Origin of the sequence: Streptomyces sp. NA04227 (assembly GCF_013364195.1) — a bacterium.
In the GTDB taxonomy this organism is placed as follows: Bacteria; Actinomycetota; Actinomycetes; order Streptomycetales; family Streptomycetaceae; genus Streptomyces.
This window is the reverse complement of sequence record NZ_CP054918.1, coordinates 797,937-818,748: the sequence shown is the minus strand read 5'-3', so window position 1 is coordinate 818,748 and position 20,812 is coordinate 797,937. Positions and strand designations below refer to the sequence as shown.

The 20,812-nt window shown below is 71.0% G+C and carries 17 protein-coding genes and 1 pseudogene; 15 read left to right on the top strand and 3 right to left on the bottom strand.

Annotation, left to right across the window (positions count from 1 at the left end; all coding sequences use genetic code 11):
* Positions 1-76: 76 nt before the first annotated feature.
* Positions 77-2,287 carry an elongation factor G-like protein EF-G2 gene (locus HUT18_RS03170; protein ID WP_176097619.1) on the bottom strand — a complete coding sequence of 737 codons (2,211 nt, stop codon included), beginning with the start codon at positions 2,285-2,287 and terminating at the stop codon, positions 77-79.
* Between the two features lie 319 nt (positions 2,288-2,606).
* Here HUT18_RS03170 and pgsA point away from each other — a divergent pair.
* From pgsA to HUT18_RS03095, 15 genes and pseudogenes are all read left to right on the top strand, one after another.
* Positions 2,607-3,333: pseudogene (gene pgsA / locus HUT18_RS03165) on the top strand (phosphatidylinositol phosphate synthase).
* Entirely contained in the window at positions 3,330-4,274 is a 945-nt protein-coding gene (locus HUT18_RS03160) for a phosphatidylinositol mannoside acyltransferase (RefSeq protein WP_176097617.1), read from the top strand. Before pgsA ends, HUT18_RS03160 begins: the two are co-directional and overlap by 4 nt.
* Positions 4,271-5,455 carry a glycosyltransferase family 4 protein gene (locus HUT18_RS03155; protein WP_176097615.1) on the top strand — a complete coding sequence of 395 codons (1,185 nt, stop codon included), beginning with the start codon at positions 4,271-4,273 and terminating at the stop codon, positions 5,453-5,455. Before HUT18_RS03160 ends, HUT18_RS03155 begins: the two co-directional genes overlap by 4 nt.
* An 86-nt stretch (positions 5,456-5,541) precedes the next feature.
* A complete protein-coding gene (locus HUT18_RS03150; protein WP_176097614.1) occupies positions 5,542-6,087 on the top strand; it encodes a hypothetical protein in 546 nt (181 codons plus the stop codon).
* Positions 6,088-6,368: 281 nt separating this feature from the next.
* Entirely contained in the window at positions 6,369-7,217 is an 849-nt protein-coding gene (gene pdxS, locus HUT18_RS03145) for a pyridoxal 5'-phosphate synthase lyase subunit PdxS (protein ID WP_254878926.1), read from the top strand.
* Positions 7,218-7,266: 49 nt separating this feature from the next.
* Positions 7,267-7,860: a pyridoxal 5'-phosphate synthase glutaminase subunit PdxT gene (gene pdxT, locus HUT18_RS03140; protein ID WP_176097610.1), complete on the top strand. Its 594-nt coding sequence runs from the start codon at positions 7,267-7,269 to the stop codon at positions 7,858-7,860.
* A 129-nt stretch (positions 7,861-7,989) separates the two neighbouring features.
* A complete protein-coding gene (locus tag HUT18_RS03135) occupies positions 7,990-8,742 on the top strand; it encodes a YebC/PmpR family DNA-binding transcriptional regulator (RefSeq protein ID WP_176097609.1) in 753 nt (250 codons plus the stop codon).
* A gap of 150 nt (positions 8,743-8,892) precedes the next feature.
* On the top strand, positions 8,893-9,444 hold the full coding sequence (gene ruvC, locus HUT18_RS03130) for a crossover junction endodeoxyribonuclease RuvC (RefSeq protein WP_176097607.1): 552 nt from the start codon (positions 8,893-8,895) through the stop codon (positions 9,442-9,444).
* A complete protein-coding gene (gene ruvA / locus HUT18_RS03125) occupies positions 9,441-10,046 on the top strand; it encodes a Holliday junction branch migration protein RuvA (RefSeq protein WP_176097605.1) in 606 nt (201 codons plus the stop codon). Before ruvC ends, ruvA begins: the two co-directional genes overlap by 4 nt.
* A 229-nt stretch (positions 10,047-10,275) precedes the next feature.
* On the top strand, positions 10,276-11,355 hold the full coding sequence (ruvB, locus tag HUT18_RS03120) for a Holliday junction branch migration DNA helicase RuvB (protein ID WP_176097603.1): 1,080 nt from the start codon (positions 10,276-10,278) through the stop codon (positions 11,353-11,355).
* Positions 11,356-11,521: 166 nt separating this feature from the next.
* Complete coding sequence (gene yajC, locus HUT18_RS03115) at positions 11,522-11,989, top strand: preprotein translocase subunit YajC (RefSeq protein ID WP_176097602.1); 468 nt, start codon at positions 11,522-11,524, stop codon at positions 11,987-11,989.
* 128 nt (positions 11,990-12,117) lie between these two features.
* Positions 12,118-13,935 carry a protein translocase subunit SecD gene (gene secD, locus HUT18_RS03110; protein WP_176097600.1) on the top strand — a complete coding sequence of 606 codons (1,818 nt, stop codon included), beginning with the start codon at positions 12,118-12,120 and terminating at the stop codon, positions 13,933-13,935.
* Position 13,936: 1 nt separating this feature from the next.
* A complete protein-coding gene (gene secF / locus HUT18_RS03105; protein ID WP_176097598.1) occupies positions 13,937-15,076 on the top strand; it encodes a protein translocase subunit SecF in 1,140 nt (379 codons plus the stop codon).
* Positions 15,073-15,621: an adenine phosphoribosyltransferase gene (locus HUT18_RS03100; protein ID WP_176097596.1), complete on the top strand. Its 549-nt coding sequence runs from the start codon at positions 15,073-15,075 to the stop codon at positions 15,619-15,621. The genes secF and HUT18_RS03100 overlap by 4 nt, the downstream gene beginning before the upstream one ends.
* A gap of 234 nt (positions 15,622-15,855) precedes the next feature.
* Positions 15,856-18,375, top strand: a complete 2,520-nt coding sequence (locus tag HUT18_RS03095) for a bifunctional (p)ppGpp synthetase/guanosine-3',5'-bis(diphosphate) 3'-pyrophosphohydrolase (protein ID WP_176097595.1) — start codon at positions 15,856-15,858, stop codon at positions 18,373-18,375.
* Positions 18,376-18,504: 129 nt separating this feature from the next.
* Here the strand turns inward: HUT18_RS03095 and HUT18_RS03090 are convergent, their stop codons facing one another.
* Complete coding sequence (locus HUT18_RS03090) at positions 18,505-19,734, bottom strand: DUF349 domain-containing protein (RefSeq protein WP_176097593.1); 1,230 nt, start codon at positions 19,732-19,734, stop codon at positions 18,505-18,507.
* A 230-nt stretch (positions 19,735-19,964) separates the two neighbouring features.
* Entirely contained in the window at positions 19,965-20,759 is a 795-nt protein-coding gene (locus HUT18_RS03085; RefSeq protein WP_176097591.1) for a peptidylprolyl isomerase, read from the bottom strand.
* Between the last annotated feature and the right edge of the window lie 53 nt (positions 20,760-20,812).

Genomic DNA, 20,812 nt, shown 5'->3' with positions numbered 1-20,812 from the left:
GGGGCAGACCGGGGGCCGGGCCGGTGGCGGCCCGGCGCCGCGGAGTCGTACGTGGGTGTGCGCGGGCGTGCGCCGATCAGTCCCGCTCCGCCTCCTGTTGCTCACGGAAGCGCGTGGCCACCGCGGCGGGCATCGGTTCGTGCCGGGCGTACGCCCGCGTGAACCGGGCGGTGCCGTGCGTCAGCGAGCGCAGGTCCACGGCGTAGCGGCCGATCTCCACATCCGGTACCTCGGCGCGGATCAAGGTACGGCCGCCCGGCGCCTGTTCGGTGCCGAGTACCCGGCCGCGACGGCCGGACAGATCGCTGAGGACGGTGCCCACGAAGTCGTCGCCGGTCAGTACCTCGATCTCGGCGACCGGCTCCAGGAGGTGCAGTGGGGTGTCCTGGGCGGCCTCGCGCAGGGCGAGCGCGCCCGCCGTCTGGAACGCCGCGTCGGAGGAGTCCACCGAGTGCGCCTTGCCGTCGACCAGGGTGACCCGTACGTCCACCAGCGGATGCCCGTGCCCGAACCCGCGCTCCGCCTGGGCCCGTACGCCCTTCTCCACCGAGGGGATGAACTGCCGTGGCACCGCACCGCCGACCACCCGGTCCACGAACTCGATGCCCGAGCCGCCCGGCAGCGGCTCCACCTCGATCTCGCAGATCGCGTACTGCCCGTGGCCGCCGGACTGTTTGACGTGCCGCCCGCGGCCCGCCGACGCCTCGGCGAAGGTCTCCCGGAGCGCGACGCGGTGCGGTTCCACGTCGACGTGCACGCCGTAGCGGGTGCGCAGCCGCTCCAGGGCGACCGCGGAGTGCGCCTCGCCCAGGCACCACAGGACGACCTGGTGGGTGTCCTGGTTCTGCTCCAGACGCATCGTCGGGTCCTCGGCGACCAGGCGGGCGAGCCCCTGCGAGAGCTTGTCCTCGTCCGACTTGCTGTGCGCCCTGACGGCGACCGGGAGCATCGGGTCGGGCATCGTCCACGGTGACATGAGCAGCGGGTCGTCCTTGGCCGAGAGCGTGTCACCGGTCTCCGCGCGGGACAGCCGGGCCACACACGCGAGGTCGCCCGCGACGCACTGCGGGGCCACCTGCTGCTGCTTGCCGAAGGGCACCGACAGGGCGCCGACCCGTTCGTCGACGTCGTGGTCCTCGTGGCCCCGGTCGGCGAGGCCGTGGCCGGAGACATGGACCGTCTCGTCGGGGTGCAGGGTGCCGGAGAAGACCCGTACCAGCGAGACGCGTCCCACGTACGGGTCGGAGGCGGTGCGGACGACCTCCGCCACCAGCGGGCCCTCGGGGTCGCAGGTGAGCGGCGGGCGGGACTGGCCGGTGACGCTGGTGACCTCGGGCAGTTCGCGCTCCAGCGGGGTCGGGAAACCGCCGGAGATCAGTTCGAGGAGTTCCACCGTGCCAAGGCCCTGACGGGCGCCGTCGGCGGCGGGCGCGGCGGCGAGCACCGGGTGGAAGGTGCCCCGGGCCACCGCCCGCTCCAGGTCCTGGACCAGCGTCTTGGCGTCGATCGGCTCACCGCTCAGATAGCGGTCCATCAGGGTCTCGTCCTCGCTCTCGGCGATGATCCCCTCGATCAGCCGGTTGCGGGCCCGTGCGATGAGCGGGATCCGGTCCCCGTCGGGCTCGGAGGCGACGCGTTCCCCGGAGGCGTAGTCGAAAAGGCGCTGCGAGAGCAGCCCGATCAGGCCGGTGACGGGCGTGTGCCCGTCCGGGGCCGCGGGTCCGTGCAGCGGCAGGTACAGCGGGAGTACGGCGTCGGGGTCGTCGCCGCCGAGGACCTCGGCGCAGATCCGGGTCATCTCCTCGAACCCGGCCCGCGCCGTCTCCAGGTGCGTCAGCACGATGGCGCGCGGCATGCCCACGGCCGCGCACTCCTCCCAGACCATCCGGGTGGCGCCCGCGACGCCCTCCGCGCCCTCGGCCGCCGAGATGACGAAGAGGGCCGCGTCCGCGGCGCGCAGACCGGCCCTCAGCTCTCCGACGAAGTCGGCGTAGCCGGGTGTGTCCAGGAGGTTGATCTTGAGTCCGTCCCAGGCCAGCGGGACGAGGGACAACTGGACCGAGCGCTGTTGCCGGTGCTCGATCTCGTCGTGGTCGGAGACCGCGGTGCCGTCCTCCACCCGGCCCGCGCGGTTCACGGCCCCGGCGGTCAGCGCCAGTGCCTCCACCAAGGTGGTCTTGCCGGCGCCGCTGTGGCCGACCAGCACCACGTTCCTGACGGACGCGGGCCGATCGGCCGACAGTGCCCTGCCGGCGGCTCCGGATTGTGCGTGTGCCTTGTCGCCCATGACGTGCCTCCCGGTGTCGCGCGCGGTCAGCTCGCGGCGCGCCCTCGGGGCGGTCGGTACGAGGACCGGGCGCCGGCGCGGGCGGTGAAGGACCCGTCCCGCCCGCGGGCGAACGACGCCGCTCTCACCACACGCCCCGGGCGGCTCCGGCGACGCCCGCGGTCCTTCGAGCTTTGCACCGCGGACACCTTCCGTCCATACGCCCGCACCTCGCCCCGCCCGCCGCCCCGGCGGGTGGACGGGGGAGCCCGGGTGAGGGGAGGGCGGCGCCCGAGCTCGGTCCGGCCCGTAACCGGCGGCACCCTGCGTCACGACTACGATGGCCGGGTCGGCGGCCAGCAGGGGCCGTGCGGCGCACCCAAACCCCCGGGAAGGCCATGCTGAACAAGTACGCGCGTGCATTCTTCACGCGTGTCCTCACCCCGTTCGCCGCGTTTCTCATCCGCCTCGGGGTGAGCCCCGACACGGTCACCCTCCTCGGTACCGCGGGTGTGGTCGCGGGAGCGCTCGTGTTCTTCCCGATGGGCGAGTTCTTCTGGGGCACCGTCGTCATCACGCTGTTCGTCTTCTCGGACCTGGTCGACGGCAACATGGCGCGCCAGCTCGGCCGTTCGAGCCGCTGGGGCGCCTTCCTCGACTCGACCCTCGACCGGGTCGCCGACAGCGCCATCTTCGGCGGGCTCGCCCTGTGGTACGCGGGCGGCGGGGACGACAACATCCTGTGCGCGGTGAGCATCTTCTGCCTGGCCAGCGGGCAGGTGGTCTCGTACACCAAGGCACGCGGCGAGTCCATCGGGCTGCCGGTCGCGGTCAACGGCCTGGTGGAGCGCGCCGAACGCCTGGTCATCACGCTCGTCGCGGCCGGATTCGCGGGGCTGCACAAGTTCGGCGTCCCGGGCATCCAGTACCTGCTGCCGGTCGCCCTGTGGGTCGTGGCCCTCGGCAGCGTGGTCACCCTCATCCAGCGGGTGGTGACGGTACGCAGGGAAGCCGCCGAGGCCGACGCCGAGACCGGGTCGGCCCAGGAGAGCGGGGCGAGGTCGTGAGCGGTGCCGGGGACCGGCTCACCGACACGCTCTACGGCCTCGGCTGGAGCACCGTGAAGACGCTCCCCGAACCGGTGGCCGCCGGGCTCGGCCGCTCGATCGCCGACGTGACCTGGAAGCGGCGCGGCACCAGCGTGCTGCGGCTGGAGGCGAACCTGGCGCGGGTGGTCCCGGACGCCGGGCCCGAGCGTCTCGCCGAGCTCTCCCGGGCGGGCATGCGCTCGTATCTGCGCTACTGGATGGAGTCCTTCCGGCTGCCCGCCTGGAGCGAACAGCGCAGGCGCACCGGCTTCGACCCCGAGGACGTGCACCACCTGACCGACGGGCTCGCCTCCGGCAAGGGTGTCGTCCTCGCCCTGCCGCACCTGGCCAACTGGGACCTCGCCGGAGCCTGGGTCACCACCGCACTCGGCGTCCCCTTCGCGACGGTCGCCGAACGGCTGCGCCCGGAGAGCCTCTACGACCGGTTCGTCGCCTACCGCGAGAGCCTCGGCATGGAGGTGCTGCCGCACACCGGCGGCACCGCCTTCGGCCGCCTGGCCCGGCGGCTGCGCGAGGGCGGCCTGGTATGTCTGGTCGCCGACCGGGACCTGTCCGCCTCCGGAGTGGACGTCGACTTCTTCGGCGAGAAGGCCCGGATGCCCGCCGGACCCGCCGCGCTCGCCCAGCAGACCGGCGCGCTGCTGCTGCCGGTCATCCTCTGGTACGACGAGAGCCCCGTGCTCCGGGGCCGGGTGCACCCGCCCGTCGAGGTGCCCGCCGAGGGCACCCGGGCCGAGAAGACGGCCGCCATGACCCAGGCACTGGCGGACGTCTTCGCCGCGGGCATCGCCGACCACCCCGAGGACTGGCACATGCTGCAACGGCTGTGGCTGAGCGACCTGGACCCCGGACGCGATCCGGCGCCGGGCGCCCGGCCGGGCGGGGAGAGCTCCGCGTGAAGATCGGGATCGTCTGCCCGTACTCCTGGGACGTGCCGGGCGGCGTCCAGTTCCACATCCGCGATCTCGCCGAGCACCTGAGGGCCCTCGGGCACCAGGTCTCCGTCCTCGCCCCGGCCGACGACGACACCCCGCTGCCCGAGTACGTGGTCAGCGCGGGCCGGGCCGTACCCGTGCCGTACAACGGCTCGGTCGCCCGGCTCAACTTCGGCTTCCTGTCCGCCGCGCGGGTCCGCCGATGGCTGCACGACGGCACCTTCGACGTGATCCACATCCACGAACCCACCTCGCCCTCCCTCGGGTTGCTCACCTGCTGGGCGGCGCAGGGCCCGATCGTGGCCACCTTCCACACCTCCAACCCGCGCTCGCGGGCGATGATCGCCGCGTACCCGATCCTGCAAGCGGCCCTGGAGAAGATCAGCGCCCGGATCGCGGTCAGCGAGTACGCGCGCCGCACGCTGGTCGAGCACCTCGGCGGCGACGCGGTGGTCATCCCGAACGGCGTGGACGTCGGCTTCTTCGCCGGGGCCGAGCCGCGCCCCGAGTGGCAGACGCCCGCCGAGCAGCGCGAGACCGGCGGCACCATCGGCTTCATCGGCCGGATCGACGAGCCGCGCAAGGGCCTGCCGGTGTTGATGAAGGCCCTGCCCGCGGTGTTCGCCGAGCGCCCGGACACCCGGCTCCTGGTGGCCGGACGCGGCGACGAGAAGGAGGCCGTCGCGGGCCTGCCGCGCGAGATGCGCGGCCGGGTCGAGTTCCTCGGCATGGTCAGCGACGAGGACAAGGCACGGCTGCTGCGCAGCGTCGACCTGTACGTGGCACCCAACACCGGTGGCGAGAGCTTCGGGATCATCCTCGTCGAGGCCATGTCGGCCGGTGCGCCGGTGCTCGCCGCCGACCTCGACGCCTTCGCCCAGGTACTCGACCGGGGCGAGGCGGGCGAACTCTTCGCGAACGAGGACGCGGACGAACTCGCCACAGCGGCCCTCGGCCTGCTCGGCGACCCGGACCGGCGGGCCGAACTGCGCGCCCTCGGCAGCGCGCACGTACGCCGCTTCGACTGGTCGACGGTGGGCGCCGACATCCTCGGCGTCTACGAGACCGTCACCGACGGGGCGGCCTCCGTCGGCGCCGACGACCGGACCGGGCGGCGGCCGCGATTCGGGCTCGCCCGCAGCTGAGGCGGCCCGCCGGTGCTTCGGAGCCGGGTCGCGGCGGCGGGCGCGGAGCGCCTTGAGCGCGCGGTGCCCCCGGTAGCCTTCCGCCCGTGATGCCCACCCTGATCTGGATCGCGCTGGCCCTGTTCGCGATCGGCCTCTACCTGAGCTGGACCGCCGGGCGCCTGGACCGGCTGCACGCCCGGATCGACGCCGCCCGCGCCGCGCTCGACGCCCAGCTGCTGCGCCGCGCCTCGGTGGCCCAGGAACTGGCCACCGCCGAGGTGCTCGACCCGGCCGCGTCGATCGTCCTCTACGAGGCGGCGCACGCGGCCCGCCAGTCGGGGGAGGAGCAGCGCGAGGTCGCCGAGAGCGAGCTGAGCCAGGCACTGCGGGCGGTCTTCGGGGACACCGGACAGGTCGAGGCCGTCCGCGAGGCGCCCGGCGGGGTGGCCGCCGCCGAGGAACTCGCCCGTGCCGTGCGCCGGGTGCCGATGGCCCGCCGCTTCCACAACGACGCCGTACGCGCGGCCCGTGCGCTGCGCAGGCACCGCAAGGTGCGCTGGTTCCGCCTCGCCGGACACGCTCCGTTCCCGATGGCCTTCGAGATGGACGACGAGCCCCCGGCCGCCCTGGCCGACCGTCCAACAAGCTGAGTTCTTACGGAGGTTGAGCGAGCGGGCAGCCGGTCCACTGTCGGGGCCGAAGCGGTCCGGGGGCCGCCCCGGCACGTCATCTCGCGGCCACCTGGCCCCCCACCCGGGTGCCAAAACGATCCACCGGCTGTTCATTGGCCCTTGCTGTGGCCTGCTCCACAAGGGTTTGCTCGGTCCAGCAATAAGCCTTCTTCCCCCGAGTGAGGTCATCCGTGTCCAGCACGCTCCCGAACACCGCCGCCGAGACTCCGCAGACCGGCACCACCCGCGTCAAGCGGGGCATGGCCGAGCAGCTGAAGGGCGGCGTGATCATGGACGTCGTCACCCCGGAGCAGGCGAAGATCGCCGAGGACGCGGGCGCGGTCGCCGTCATGGCCCTGGAGCGGGTCCCCGCCGACATCCGCAAGGACGGCGGCGTGGCCCGGATGTCGGACCCCGACATGATCGAGGGCATCATCGGCGCGGTCTCCATCCCCGTGATGGCCAAGTCCCGCATCGGCCACTTCGTCGAGGCCCAGGTGCTGCAGTCCCTCGGCGTCGACTACATCGACGAGTCCGAGGTCCTGACCCCCGCCGACGAGGTCAACCACTCCGACAAGTGGTCCTTCACGACCCCCTTCGTGTGCGGCGCCACCAACCTGGGCGAGGCCCTGCGCCGGATCGCCGAGGGCGCCGCGATGATCCGCTCCAAGGGCGAGGCCGGTACCGGCAACGTCGTCGAGGCCGTCCGCCACCTGCGCCAGATCAAGAACGAGATCGGCAAGCTGCGCGCCCTCGACAACCACGAGCTGTACGCCGCCGCCAAGGAGCTGCGCGCCCCCTACGAGCTGGTCAAGGAGGTCGCCGAGCTGGGCAAGCTGCCCGTCGTGCTGTTCTCCGCGGGCGGCGTGGCCACTCCGGCCGACGCCGCGCTGATGCGCCAGCTCGGTGCCGAGGGCGTCTTCGTCGGCTCCGGCATCTTCAAGTCCGGCGACCCGGCCAAGCGCGCCGCCGCCATCGTGAAGGCCACTACCTTCTACGACGACCCGAAGATCATCGCGGACGCCTCCCGCAACCTGGGCGAGGCCATGGTCGGCATCAACTGCGACACCCTCCCGGAGACCGAGCGCTACGCCAACCGCGGCTGGTAACACCCGCCGGGCAACGGCCCGACGGCAACAGAAGGCACAGAAGGTACTGATGAGCAGCACACCCGTGATCGGCGTCCTGGCACTGCAGGGCGACGTACGGGAGCACCTCGTGGCCCTCGCCACCGCCGACGCGGTGGCGAGGCCCGTGCGGCGCCCCGAGGAACTCGCCGAGGTCGACGGCCTCGTCCTGCCGGGCGGCGAGTCGACCACGATGTCCAAACTGGCCGTCCTCTTCGGCCTGATGGCCCCCCTGCGCGAGCGCATCGCGGCCGGGCTCCCGGTCTACGGCACCTGCGCCGGACTGATCATGCTCGCGGACAAGATCCTGGACCCCCGCTCCGGCCAGGAGACCCTCGGCGGCATCGACATGATCGTCCGCCGCAACGCCTTCGGCAGGCAGAACGAGTCCTTCGAGGCCGAGGTCGCGGTCAAGGGGATCGAGGGCGACCCGGTGCACGGCGTCTTCATCCGCGCCCCGTGGGTGGAGTCGGTCGGCGCGGCCACCGAGGTGCTCGCCGAGCACGAGGGCCACATCGTCGCCGTGCGCCAGGGCAACGCACTCGCCACCTCGTTCCACCCCGAACTCACCGGCGACCACCGGATTCACGCCCTGTTCGTCGACATGGTGCGAAAGAATCGGTGACACCGGCCCGCGTCAGTGCGGGAACCGGGTACCCCGGGCCTCCTTGTAGGATCTCCGGGGGTACCTCCCGGACTCTTGGAGTTCCGGGGGAGTTCGTACGGAGATGGGTTACGCGAAGGAGACAGGCAGATGTCCGGCCACTCTAAATGGGCCACGACGAAGCACAAGAAGGCCGTGATCGACGCCAAGCGCGGCAAGCTCTTCGCGAAGCTGATCAAGAACGTCGAGGTCGCCGCGCGGATGGGCGGTGCCGACGTGGACGGCAACCCGACGCTCTTCGACGCCATCCAGAAGGCCAAGAAGCAGTCGGTCCCCAACAAGAACATCGACTCGGCGGTCAAGCGTGGCGCGGGACTTGAGGCCGGTGGCGCCGAGTACGAGACGATCATGTACGAGGGCTACGGCCCCAACGGCGTCGCGGTGCTCATCGAGTGCCTCACCGACAACCGCAACCGCGCGGCCTCCGACGTCCGCGTCGCGATGACCCGCAACGGCGGCAACATGGCCGACCCGGGCTCCGTCTCGTACCTGTTCAACCGCAAGGGCGTCGTGATCGTGCCCAAGGGCGAACTCAGCGAGGACGACGTGCTCGGTGCCGTCCTGGACGCCGGTGCCGAAGAGGTCAACGACCTCGGCGAGTCCTTCGAGGTCCTCAGCGAGGCGACCGACCTGGTGGCGGTGCGCACCGCGCTCCAGGAGGCGGGCATCGACTACGACTCCGCCGACGCCAACTTCGTCCCGACCATGCAGGTCGAGCTCGACGAAGAGGGCGCGCGCAAGATCTTCAAGCTCATCGACGCCCTCGAGGACAGCGACGACGTGCAGAACGTCTTCGCCAACTTCGACGTCTCCGACGAGGTCATGGAGAAGGTCGACGCCTGAGCGACCGCACACCGGCACACCGAGCGGGCCGGCGGGGAGATTCCCGCCCGGCCCGCTCGTGTATGCGGGGCCGTGCGGCGGTGTCCGTACCGGCGTTGTCGGTGCCGGCCGATAGCCTGCACGAACCGATGAGCGAAGTCAGGGGAGGTCATGCGGGTACTGGGCGTCGACCCGGGACTCACACGCTGCGGCGTGGGAGTCGTCGAGGGCACCGCGGGGCGGCAGTTGAGCATGCTGGGCGTGGGCGTGGTGCGCACCGACCCCGGTGCCGACATCGCCCCCCGGCTGGTCGAGGTGGAGCGCGGCATCGAGGAGTGGCTGGACACCTACCGGCCCGAACTCGTCGCGGTGGAGCGGGTGTTCAGCCAGCACAACGTCCGTACCGTGATGGGTACGGCCCAGGCCAGCGCGGTGGCGATGCTGTGCGCCGCGCGCCGCGGACTGCCGGTCGCGCTGCACACGCCCAGTGAGGTCAAGGCGGCCGTGACGGGCAACGGCCGTGCCGACAAGGCCCAGGTGACCAGCATGGTGACCCGCCTGCTCCGGCTGGACGCGCCGCCCAAACCGGCCGACGCGGCCGACGCCCTGGCCCTCGCCATCTGCCACATCTGGCGCGCCCCCGCCCAGAACCGACTTCAGCAGGCCCAGGCCGCGGCCCTCGGCGCGCGGCGGCCCGCACCCGTACGGAAGGTCAGGCCATGATCGCCTTCGTCAACGGCACCGTCGCCGCCCTCGCACCCGACAGCGCGGTGGTCGAGGTCGGCGGTGTCGGAATGGCCGTGCAGTGCACCCCCGGCACCCTCTCCGCACTGCGCCTGGGTCAACAGGCCAAGCTCGCCACCTCGTTGGTGGTGCGCGAGGACTCGCTGACGCTGTACGGCTTCGCCGATGACGACGAGCGCCAGACCTTCGAACTGCTGCAGACCGCCAGCGGCGTCGGACCGCGGCTGGCCCAGGCCATGCTCGCCGTGCACAGCCCGGACGCCCTGCGCCGCGCCGTCGCCACCGCCGACGAGAAGGCGTTGACCGCTGTCCCCGGTATCGGCAAGAAGGGCGCCCAGAAACTCCTGCTCGAACTCAAGGACCGCCTCGGCGCCCCGCTCGGCGGCACGCCCCTGGTGGGCGCCCCGGTGACCGCGGGCTGGCGCGACCAGTTGCACGCCGCGCTCATCGGACTCGGGTACGCGACCCGTGAGGCCGACGAGGCGGTGGCCGCGGTCACCCCGCAGGCCGAACAGTCCGAGAGCCCCGAGGTCGGCGCACTGCTCAAGGCCGCACTGCAGACCCTGAACCGGGCCCGATGACCCCCTCGTCCGTCAGCCGCCGTCCGCCGATTCGCTCCCGGGCCCTACCGTCAAGGGAGTTGGGCCCCGCTCGATGCGGTGAAAGGTCCGGCATCAGGTTGACGTCCGCATCCGGCGGCAGCCCCGCCGACGGTGCACGACCGCCGTCCGTACCGCGGCAGCCGCTCCCGCGTATCCAGCCACCGCACACCGGCGGAACCCCCGCCACGACCCCGCGAGGCCCGAACCCGTGAACTGGGACGACACCTCACCCGCCCCCGAGGACGCCACCGAAGGACGGCTCGTCGCCGCCGACGCCGACGGCGAGGACCAGGCCGTGGAAGCGGCCCTGCGCCCCAAGTCGCTCGGGGAGTTCGTCGGCCAGGAGCGGGTGCGCGAACAACTCGACCTGGTCCTCAGGGCTGCCCGGCAGCGCGGCGCCACCGCCGACCACGTCCTGCTCTCCGGCGCACCCGGCCTCGGCAAGACCACCCTGTCGATGATCATCGCCGCCGAGATGGGCGCCCCGATCCGCATCACCAGCGGCCCCGCCATCCAGCACGCCGGTGACCTGGCCGCGATCCTCTCCTCCCTCCAGGAGGGCGAGGTGCTCTTCCTCGACGAGATCCACCGGATGTCCCGGCCCGCCGAGGAAATGCTGTACATGGCGATGGAGGACTTCCGCGTCGACGTGATCGTCGGCAAGGGCCCGGGCGCCACCGCCATCCCGCTGGAACTGCCGCCGTTCACCCTGGTCGGGGCCACCACCCGGGCCGGACTGCTGCCGCCTCCGCTGCGCGACCGCTTCGGGTTCACCGCTCACATGGAGTTCTACGAACCCTCCGAGCTGCGGCGGGTCGTCGACCGTTCCGCGAGCCTGCTGGAGGTCGACGTCGACGCGGAGGGCGCCGCAGAGATCGCCGGACGCTCCCGCGGCACCCCGCGTATCGCCAACCGTCTGCTGCGCCGGGTCCGGGACTACGCCCAGGTCAAGGCCGACGGCCGGATCACCCGCGAGATCGCCGCGGCCGCCCTCGGGGTGTACGAGGTCGACGAACGCGGCCTCGACCGGCTCGACCGCGCCGTCCTCACCGCGCTGCTCAAGCTCTTCGGCGGCGGACCGGTCGGCCTGTCCACCCTGGCCGTCGCGGTGGGAGAGGAGCGCGAGACCGTCGAAGAGGTCGCCGAGCCCTTCCTGGTACGCGAGGGACTGCTCGCCCGCACCCCCCGCGGCCGGGTCGCCACCCCCGCCGCCTGGGCACACCTGGGCCTGACCCCGCCCGCACCCGCCCCGGGCGGGGCGGGGCAGCAGGACCTGTTCGGGGCGTGACGCCGGGCGCGCCCGGGACGTCAGGAACCCCGTTGACTTGCCGGGCGTTGTTCCATTCGTGCGGACTCGCTTAGACTCCGCCGATGCCGCTCTTGTACGGCGGTGCGACCACCCCCAACGACCAGGCCCGCTCCCCAGCGCGGTCGCATGAAGGAAGTTCCGACCCGTGAGTCTCGTCACCCTTCTCCCGTTCGTCGTGCTCATCGGGGCCATGTTCCTGATGACCCGGTCTGCCAAGAAGAAGCAGCAGCAGGCCGTCCAGATGCGGGACCAGATCCAGCCCGGCACCGGCATCCGCACCATCGGCGGCATGTACGCCACCGTGAAGGAGGTCGGCGAGGACACGGTGCTCCTCGAGGTCGCCCCCGGCATCCACGCGATCTACGGCAAGAACGCCGTGGGTGCCGTGCTCGACGACGACGAGTACAACCGCATCGTCCACGGCACCGAGGTGCCCGACGACGCCTCCTCCCTCACCGGCGACGTCTCGGACTCCAAGTCCGACGACACGGCCGACTCCGCGGACTCGGACGACGACGCGCGCATCGACCTCGGCAAGCACGACGAGCCCGCCAAGGCCGAGAGCGAGGACGCCGCGCCGAAGAAGACCGACGGCGAGTCCGACGCGAAGTAGCCGCCACCGGGCCGGGCAGCCGCTCGCACTCACCGCACCCGGTCCCCGCGCGGAGTCCCCCACATCTGGCCATGGCCGGTCCGTTCCGCACAGTCGCGGGCGCTCGGCCCGAGAGGGAGTACGAGAAGGTGGCAGCACCCAAGAAGGGTCGGAGGTCCCCCTCCCAGGGCAATCCTGGGCGCACCCTGGTCCTCATCCTGATCGCCATCGCGGCGCTCACCGGCGGCATGTTCGCCTCCGGCCACACCAAGCCCCGTCTGGGCATCGACCTCGCCGGCGGCACGAGCATCACGCTGGAAGCGAAGAACCAGCCCGGTAAGAAGGGCGAAGTCCGCAAGGAGGACCTGGACACCGCCGTCGGCATCATCGAGCGCCGCGTCAACGGTCTCGGTGTCTCCGAGGCCGAGGTGCAGACCCAGGGCGACGAGCACATCGTCGTCAACATCCCCAAGGGCACCAACAGCAAGCAGGCGCAGGAGCAGGTCGGTACGACGGCGCAGCTGTTCTTCCGGCCTGTGCTGACCCGCGCGCCCGCGACCGGCCCGGAGCAGCAGCCGCCGAACCCCAAGCCCTCGCCGAGCGAGTCCGGGAGCCAGAAGCCGGAGAAGCCCGAGAAGGGTGACAGCGCCGAGGGCGACAAGAACGACAAGCCCGCCGACAAGGCCACCGAGGGTTCCTCCGACGCCCCGAGCGCCTCCCCGACGACTCAGGGCCGCGTCCTTCCCGAGGCTCTCAAGGCCGACCCCACCCCCACGCCGGAGGCTTCGACGAAGCCCGGCGACGGGGTGCGCAAGCCGACCCCCGAGCCCACCAAGCCGGGCGGCGAGGCCGAGGCCGCCGACCTCCAGAAGCGCTTCGAAAAGCTCGACTGCACCACCGCGAAGTCCCGCTCCGCGATCGCCTCCAAGCCGGTCTCCTCCAAGGAGCCCATGCTCGCCTGTGGCGAGGACGGCGAGAAGCAGTGGCAGAAGTTCATCCTCGGCCCGGTCGCCATGAAGGGCACCGAGGTCGACGGCGCCAAGGCACTCATCAACCAGCAGAACGGTGAGTGGCAGGTCTCGATGGACTTCACCGGCAAGGGCCGGGACCAGTTCGCCGACATCACCGGCCAGCTGGCGCAGAAGCAGTCGCCGCAGAACGAGTTCGCCATCCTGCTCGACGGTGAGGTCGCCTCGCACCCGTACGTGACCAAGAGCATCACCCAGGGCAGCGCCGAGATCTCCGGCAGCATGGACCAGCAGGAGGCCAAGGACCTGGCCAACATCCTGTCCTTCGGTGCCCTGCCGCTGACCTTCGAGGTACAGAGCGTCGACACAGTGGACGCGGCCCTCGGCGGTGAGCAGCTCCGCGCCGGTCTGCTCGCCGGTGCCATCGGCCTCGCGCTGGTGATCATCTACCTGGTGGTCTACTACCGCGGCCTGTCGCTGATCGCCATCGCCTCGCTGCTCGCGTCCGCGGCCCTGACATACACCATCATGTCGCTCCTCGGCCCGGCCATCGGCTTCGCGCTGAACCTGCCCGCGGTCTGCGGTGCGATCGTCGCCATCGGTATCACCGCGGACTCGTTCATCGTCTTCTTCGAACGCATAAGGGATGAGATCCGCGAGGGCCGTACGCTGCGGCCCGCCGTGGAGCGCGGCTGGCCGCGGGCCCGGCGCACCATCCTGGTCTCGGACTTCGTGTCCTTCCTCGCGGCAGCGGTGCTGTTCATCGTGACCGTCGGCAAGGTGCAGGGCTTTGCGTTCACGCTCGGCCTGACCACGCTGCTGGACGTCGTGGTGGTCTTCTTCTTCACCAAGCCGCTGATGACGATCATGGCGCGCAAGAAGTTCTTCGCCAACGGTCACCCGTGGTCCGGGCTCGACCCCAAGCGGCTCGGTGCCAAGCCTCCGCTGCGCCGTACCCGTCGTCGTCCCTCCGGTCCCGCCGACACGAAGGAGGCCTGAGATGTCGAAGCTCGGCAACCTCGGCGCCAGGCTCTACCGCGGCGAGGTCGGATACGACTTCGTCGGCAAGCGCATGATCTGGTACGGCCTGTCGATCCTGATCACCATCACGGCGATCCTCGGCCTGACGGTGCGCGGCCTCAACATGGGTATCGAGTTCGAGGGCGGCGCGGTCTTCACCACGCCCAAGACGAGTGTGTCCACCGAGGACGCGCGGCACAGCGCCGAGAAGGCCTCCGGTCACGACGCGATCGTCCAGAAGCTCGGCAGCGGCGCTGTGCGGATCCAGATCAGCGACGTGGACCCCACCAAGTCCACGCAGATCAAGGAAGAGCTCGCCAAGGATCTGAAGATCAGCGAGAACAAGATCAGCGCCGAGCTGGTCGGACCGAGCTGGGGTGAACAGGTCGCCCAGAAGGCCTGGACAGGCCTATGGGTCTTCATGGTGCTGGTGGTGATCTATCTGGCGATCGCCTTCGAATGGCGCATGGCGATCGCGGCCCTGATCGCGCTGATCCACGACATCACCATCACCGTCGGCATCTATGCTCTGGTGGGCTTCGAGGTCACCCCGGGCACCGTGATCGGTCTGCTCACCATCCTCGGTTATTCGCTCTACGACACGGTGGTGGTCTTTGACTCCCTCAAGGAGAGCTCGAAGGACATCCTCAAACAGAACCGCTGGACGTACAGCGAGATCGCGAACCGGTCGATCAACGGCACCCTGGTGCGGTCGATCAACACCACGGTGGTCGCGCTGCTCCCGGTCGCCGGTCTGCTGTTCATCGGTGGCGGCGCCATGGGCGCGGGCATGCTGAACGACATCTCGCTGTCGCTCTTCGTCGGCCTCGCGGCCGGTGCGTACTCCTCGATCTTCATCGCCACGCCGCTGGTCGCCGACCTCAAGGAGCGCCAGCCGGAGATGAAGGCGCTGCGCAAGCGCGTGCTCGCCAAGCGCGCGGCCGCCGCGGCCAAGGGCGAGTCGCTGGAGACGGGCCGGGACGAGCCCTCGGACGGGGACGACGACGGGGAGCCGGTGGCGACCGCCGGAGGCGCGAGCGCCGCGGCCGTCGTCGGTCCGCGCAACCAGCCGGTCTCCCGCGGTCGTGGCCGCGGGCGCCCCTCGGGGAAGCGCCGATGACCGACCCGGCCACCCTCAAGGAGCTCCTGCTCAGCCGGATCCGGGACGTGGCGGATTACCCGCAGCCGGGTGTGATGTTCAAGGACATCACCCCGCTGCTCGCGGATCCGCAGGCGTTCACCGCGCTCACCGAGGCGCTCGCCGAGTCGGCGGTGCGCAACGGTGCGACGAAGATCGTCGGCCTGGAGGCTCGCGGCTTCATCCTGGGCGCGCCCGCCGCCGTCCGCGCGGGCGTGGGCTTCATCCCGGTCCGCAAGGCGGGCAAACTCCCGGGCGCCACCCTGGGGCAGTCCTACGACCTGGAGTACGGCTCGGCCGAGATCGAGGTGCACGCCGAGGACCTCTCGGGCGCGGACCGCGTGCTGATCGTCGACGACGTCCTGGCCACCGGCGGCACCGCCGAGGCTTCCGTCCAGCTCGTCCGCAGGGCGGGTGCCGAGGTCGCGGGCGCCGTCGTCCTGATGGAACTCGGGTTCCTGAACGGCAGGACCCGGCTGGAGGCCGCACTCGACGGTGCTCCGCTGGAGGCGTTGCTCACGGTCTGATCGGGATCGCTGCCGGCCGAGGCCGCGGACGCCGCGAGCGGCGACCGGCGCGTACCGGAACGGCACGGCGGACAAAACGAGGCGGGCCCGGAGGAATCCGGCGCCCGCCTCGTGCGTTGACACGGGTCACGCTGCCCCACCGGAAGGCTCGGGGCGAGCCCCCTCCCCGCGCTCGCTACCATGGTTGTCCGGGGCCTGACCGGTGGACCCGGCTCGCGCACCGAGGAGCGCCCTTTGCCAGACGAGGCCCAGCCCATCGCCGCCGCGTCCGACGAGCAGTCCGGACGGCCCGCGGCTTCTGCCGCCCCCCGTGCCGAGACCGCCTCGGCCGACAAGCCCGCGACCGGTGAGCCGCGGGCGGCGCAGTCGCGTCCCGCCCCGCCCGCCGAACGCGGTGCCGTGGCGCCCGGGGTGCGCCCCACGGCCGGTGCCACGTCACGCAACGCCTCGTCCAACCGTGTCCGCGCCCGGCTCGCGCGCCTCGGCGTGCAGCGTTCGAACCCGTACAACCCGGTCCTGGAACCTCTGTTGCGGGCCGTGCGCAGCAACGACCCCAAGATCGAGACTTCGACGCTGCGCCAGATCGAGCGCGCCTACCAGGTCGCCGAGCGCTGGCACCGGGGCCAGAAGCGCAAGAGCGGTGACCCGTACATCACGCATCCGCTCGCGGTGACGACCATCCTGGCCGAGCTGGGCATGGACCCGGCGACCCTGATGGCCGGACTGCTGCACGACACCGTCGAGGACACCGAGTACGGCCTGGACACTCTGCGGCGCGACTTCGGCGACCAGGTCGCCCTGCTCGTCGACGGCGTCACCAAGCTGGACAAGGTCAAGTTCGGCGAGGCCGCGCAGGCCGAGACCGTGCGCAAGATGGTCGTCGCCATGGCCAAGGACCCGCGGGTCCTGGTCATCAAGCTCGCCGACCGCCTGCACAACATGCGCACCATGCGCTACCTCAAGCGGGAGAAGCAGGAGAAGAAGGCCCGCGAGACGCTGGAGATCTACGCTCCGCTCGCCCACCGCCTGGGCATGAACACCATCAAGTGGGAGCTGGAGGACCTCGCCTTCGCGATCCTCTACCCCAAGATGTACGACGAGATCGTACGGCTGGTCGCGGAACGGGCGCCCAAGCGCGACGAGTATCTGGCGATAGTGACCGACGAGGTGCAGGCGGACCTGCGCGCCGCCCGGATCAAGGCCACCGTCACCGGCCGCCCGAAGCACTACTACAGCGTCTACCAGAAGATGATCGTCCGCGGCCGGGACTTCGCGGAGATCTACGACCTGGTGGGGATTCGTGTCCTTGTCGACACGGTCCGCGACTGCTACGCGGCCCTCGGCACGGTGCACGCGCGATGGAATCCGGTCCCCGGCCGGTTCAAGGACTACATCGCGATGCCGAAGTTCAACATGTACCAGTCACTGCACACCACGGTGATCGGCCCCTCGGGCAAGCCCGTCGAACTGCAGATCCGCACCTTCGACATGCACCGCCGTGCCGAGTACGGCATCGCCGCGCACTGGAAGTACAAGCAGGAGGCCGTGGCCGGTGCCTCCAAGGTGCGTACGGACCCGGCACGCGGCGCGGGCAAGTCCGGCAAGGACGCCGACGCCGTCAACGACATGGCCTGGCTGCGGCAGTTGCTCGACTGGCAGAAGGAGACCGAGGACCCCTCGGAGTTCCTGGAGTCGCTGCGCTTCGACCTCTCCCGCAACGAGGTCTTCGTCTTCACGCCCAAGGGCGACGTGATAGCGCTCCCGGCGGGCGCCACTCCGGTCGACTTCGCGTACGCGGTGCACACCGAGGTCGGCCACCGCACCATAGGGGCACGCGTCAACGGACGTCTCGTACCCCTCGAATCCACCCTGGACAACGGCGACTTGGTGGAGGTCTTCACCTCCAAGGCCACCGGCGCGGGACCCTCCAGGGACTGGCTCGGCTTCGTCAAGTCACCCCGGGCGCGCAACAAGATCCGGGCCTGGTTCTCCAAGGAGCGCCGGGACGAGGCCATCGAGCAGGGCAAGGACGCCATCGCGCGGGCGATGCGCAAGCAGAACCTGCCCATCCAGCGCATCCTCACCGGCGACTCCCTGGTCACCCTCGCCCATGAGATGCGCTACCCGGACATCTCCTCGCTGTACGCGGCGATCGGCGAGGGCCATGTGGCCGCGCAGAACGTCGTACAGAAGCTGGTCCAGGCGCTCGGCGGCGAGGAGGCCGCCAACGAGGACATCGCCGAGACCGCGCCGCCGGTGCGCACCGGCCGCGGCCGGGGCCGTCGCTCCAGCGCGGACCCGGGTGTGGTCGTCAAGGGCGTCGAGGACGTCTGGGTCAAGCTCGCCCGCTGTTGTACGCCGGTTCCGGGCGACCCCATCATCGGCTTCGTCACCCGCGGCAGCGGCGTCTCGGTGCACCGCACCGACTGCGTCAACATCGACTCCCTGGCCAGGGAGCCGGAGCGGATGCTCGACGTCGAATGGGCGCCCACCCAGTCGTCCGTCTTCCTGGTGGCCATCCAGGTCGAGGCCCTGGACCGCTCCCGACTCCTGTCGGACGTCACGCGCGTCCTGTCCGACCAGCACGTCAACATCCTCTCCGCGGCCGTACAGACCTCCCGCGACCGGGTCGCCACCTCCCGCTTCACCTTCGAGATGGGCGACCCGAAGCATCTCGGGCATGTGCTGAAGGCGGTACGGGGCGTGGAGGGTGTGTACGACGTCTACCGGGTGACGTCGGCGCGCAGGCCCTGAGCCCCGGAGGCCGGCCTGCCCGTGCGGCAACGGCCCCGTACGACGAAAGAACTCCCGTACCACGAAAGAACCCCCGAACGCCCTCGCGGGCGCCGGGGGTTCTCCCGTACGGGCTCAGGGCCCGGCGGCTCAGCCGCCGAACTCCTGAAGCCCCTTCAGAGCCTGGTCCAGCAGTGCCTGGCGGCCGTCGAGCTCCTTCTGGAGCTTGTCCGCCCTGGCCGAGTTGCCCGCGGCGCGGGCGGTCTCGATCTGCTTGGTCAACTTGTCGACAGCGGCCTGGAGTTGACCGGTCAGACCCTCGGCACGGGCCCTGGCCTCCGGGTTGGTCCGGCGCCACTCGGCCTCTTCCGAGTCCTGGAGGGCGCGCTCCACGGTGTGCATCCGGCCCTCGACCTTGGGGCGGGCGTCGCGCGGTACGTGCCCGATCGCCTCCCAGCGCTCGTTGATCCCACGGAACGCGGCACGGGCGGCCTTGAGGTCCGTCACCGGGAGCAACTTCTCGGCCTCGGCGGCCAGTTCCTCCTTCAGCTTCAGGTTCTCCGACTGCTCGGCGTCGCGTTCGGCGAACACCGCCGAGCGCGCGGCAAAGAAGACGTCCTGCGCACCGCGGAAGCGGTTCCACAGGTCGTCCTCGTGCTCGCGCTGGGCCCGGCCCGCGGCCTTCCACTCGGCCATCAGCTCGCGGTAACGCGCCGCGGTGGCACCCCAGTCGGTGGAGTTCGACAGCGACTCGGCCTCGGCGACCAGACGTTCCTTGGTCTTACGGGCATCCTCGCGCTGGGCGTCGAGGGACGCGAAGTGCGCCTTGCGCCGCTTGGAGAACGCCGAGCGGGCGTGCGAGAAGCGGTGCCACAGCTCGTCGTCCGACTTGCGGTCGAGTCGCGGCAGGCCCTTCCAGGTGTCGACAAGGGCACGCAGCCGTTCCCCGGCCACCCGCCACTGCTCGCTCTGGGCCAGCTCCTCGGCCTCGTTGACCAGCGCCTCCTTGGCGTGCCGCGCCTCGTCGGACTGCTTGGCCTTCTGTACCTTGCGCTCCTCGCGGCGCGCCTCGACGGTCTCGACAAGCTTGTCGAGCCGCGTACGCAGGGCGTCCAGGTCACCGACCGCGTGGTGCGCGTCCACCTGCTCGCGCAGATGACCGATGGCGGTCTGCGCGTCCTTCGCGCTCAGATCGGTGGTTTTCACCCTGCGTTCGAGGAGGCCGATCTCCACAACCAGGCCCTCGTACTTGCGCTCGAAGTAGGCCAGGGCCTCGTCCGGAGATCCGGCCTGCCAGGAACCGACGACCTTCTCGCCGTCGGCCGTACGCACGTACACGGTGCCCGTCTCGTCGACGCGGCCCCACGGGTCGCTGCTCACAGCGCCTCCTCCACATGATGCCCCCCGGGCTTCGCCCGCCCCGGGCATCGTCCACAGTTTCGTCACGGCCAACATAGGCGACCGGCGGGGCGGCTGTCCCCCACCGCGCGGCATAGCGCACGCCATAACGGGCGAGGCAGGAGCCACCAGGGGCGCTTGAATACGCCCCGTGCGCCCCCGGATGCGAACAGTGGTGGAAACACGCCCGGGACGACCCGAATCCGGCGTCGTCAGGACCTGGTGACCCGCGCCTTGTCGATGACGACGTTCGCGCTGGGCGGACCGTCACCCTGCCCGGTGCTCTCACCCTCGTCGGCGATCTTCTTCAGAACCCGCATACCGTCCGCGGAGACGGTGCCGAACGGCGTGTAGTCGGGCGGCAGTTGGCTGTCCGCGTAGACGAGGAAGAACTGACTTCCGCCGCTGTCACGGCCCTTGCCGGTGGTGGCGTTGTACGTATTGGCCATGGCGACCGTGCCCGCCGGATAGACCCCGCCGCTCAGCCGCTTGGAGTCGAGGTTCTCGTCGGGGACCGAGTAGCCCGGGTCGCCCTCACTTGTGCCCGTGGGATCGCCGCACTGGAGCACGTTCACATTGCCCTTGGTGAGCCGGTGGCAGCGGGTGTGGTCCAGATAGCCCTTGCCGACAAGGAAGTTGAAGGAGTTGACCGTGTGCGGGGCGGCCTTCGCGTCCAGCGAGAGGTCGATGTCCCCGCAGGTCGTGTCGAGCTTCATCCGGTAGGCGGCCGACTTGTCGATACTCATCGCCGGTTCCTTCGGGAAACTCAGCTTCTTCGGCTTGCCCTTGGCGGGCTCGGCGCACGGGCCGCTCGTGGCCTCGGCGTCGTCGCCGTCGAAGACACCGGCCGCGAAGAGCCCGCCGACCACCGCGAGGACGGTCACAAGGGCTCCGCCGATCAGCGCGTTGCGCTTTCTCGCCTGGCGCTGCGCGGCTTCCCGGCGTTCGTGCTGCCGTATCCGCTTCTCTCTGGCGAGCTGCTTGCGCCGCTGTTCCTGGCTGACCACAGATCGTCTCCTGTACCTGCCGCCCGTGCTGCGACCGTCCGGCCCGTACCCGG

Coding starts and splice junctions, on each gene's coding strand:
- HUT18_RS03170 (WP_176097619.1), bottom strand. CDS start 2,287: ATGGGCGACAAGGCACACGCACAATCCGGAGCCGCCGGCAGGGCACTG.
- pdxS (WP_254878926.1), top strand. CDS start 6,369: ATGGCCGAGCAGCTGAAGGGCGGCGTGATCATGGACGTCGTCACCCCG.
- pdxT (WP_176097610.1), top strand. CDS start 7,267: ATGAGCAGCACACCCGTGATCGGCGTCCTGGCACTGCAGGGCGACGTA.
- HUT18_RS03135 (WP_176097609.1), top strand. CDS start 7,990: ATGTCCGGCCACTCTAAATGGGCCACGACGAAGCACAAGAAGGCCGTG.
- ruvC (WP_176097607.1), top strand. CDS start 8,893: ATGCGGGTACTGGGCGTCGACCCGGGACTCACACGCTGCGGCGTGGGA.
- ruvA (WP_176097605.1), top strand. CDS start 9,441: ATGATCGCCTTCGTCAACGGCACCGTCGCCGCCCTCGCACCCGACAGC.
- secF (WP_176097598.1), top strand. CDS start 13,937: ATGTCGAAGCTCGGCAACCTCGGCGCCAGGCTCTACCGCGGCGAGGTC.
- HUT18_RS03100 (WP_176097596.1), top strand. CDS start 15,073: ATGACCGACCCGGCCACCCTCAAGGAGCTCCTGCTCAGCCGGATCCGG.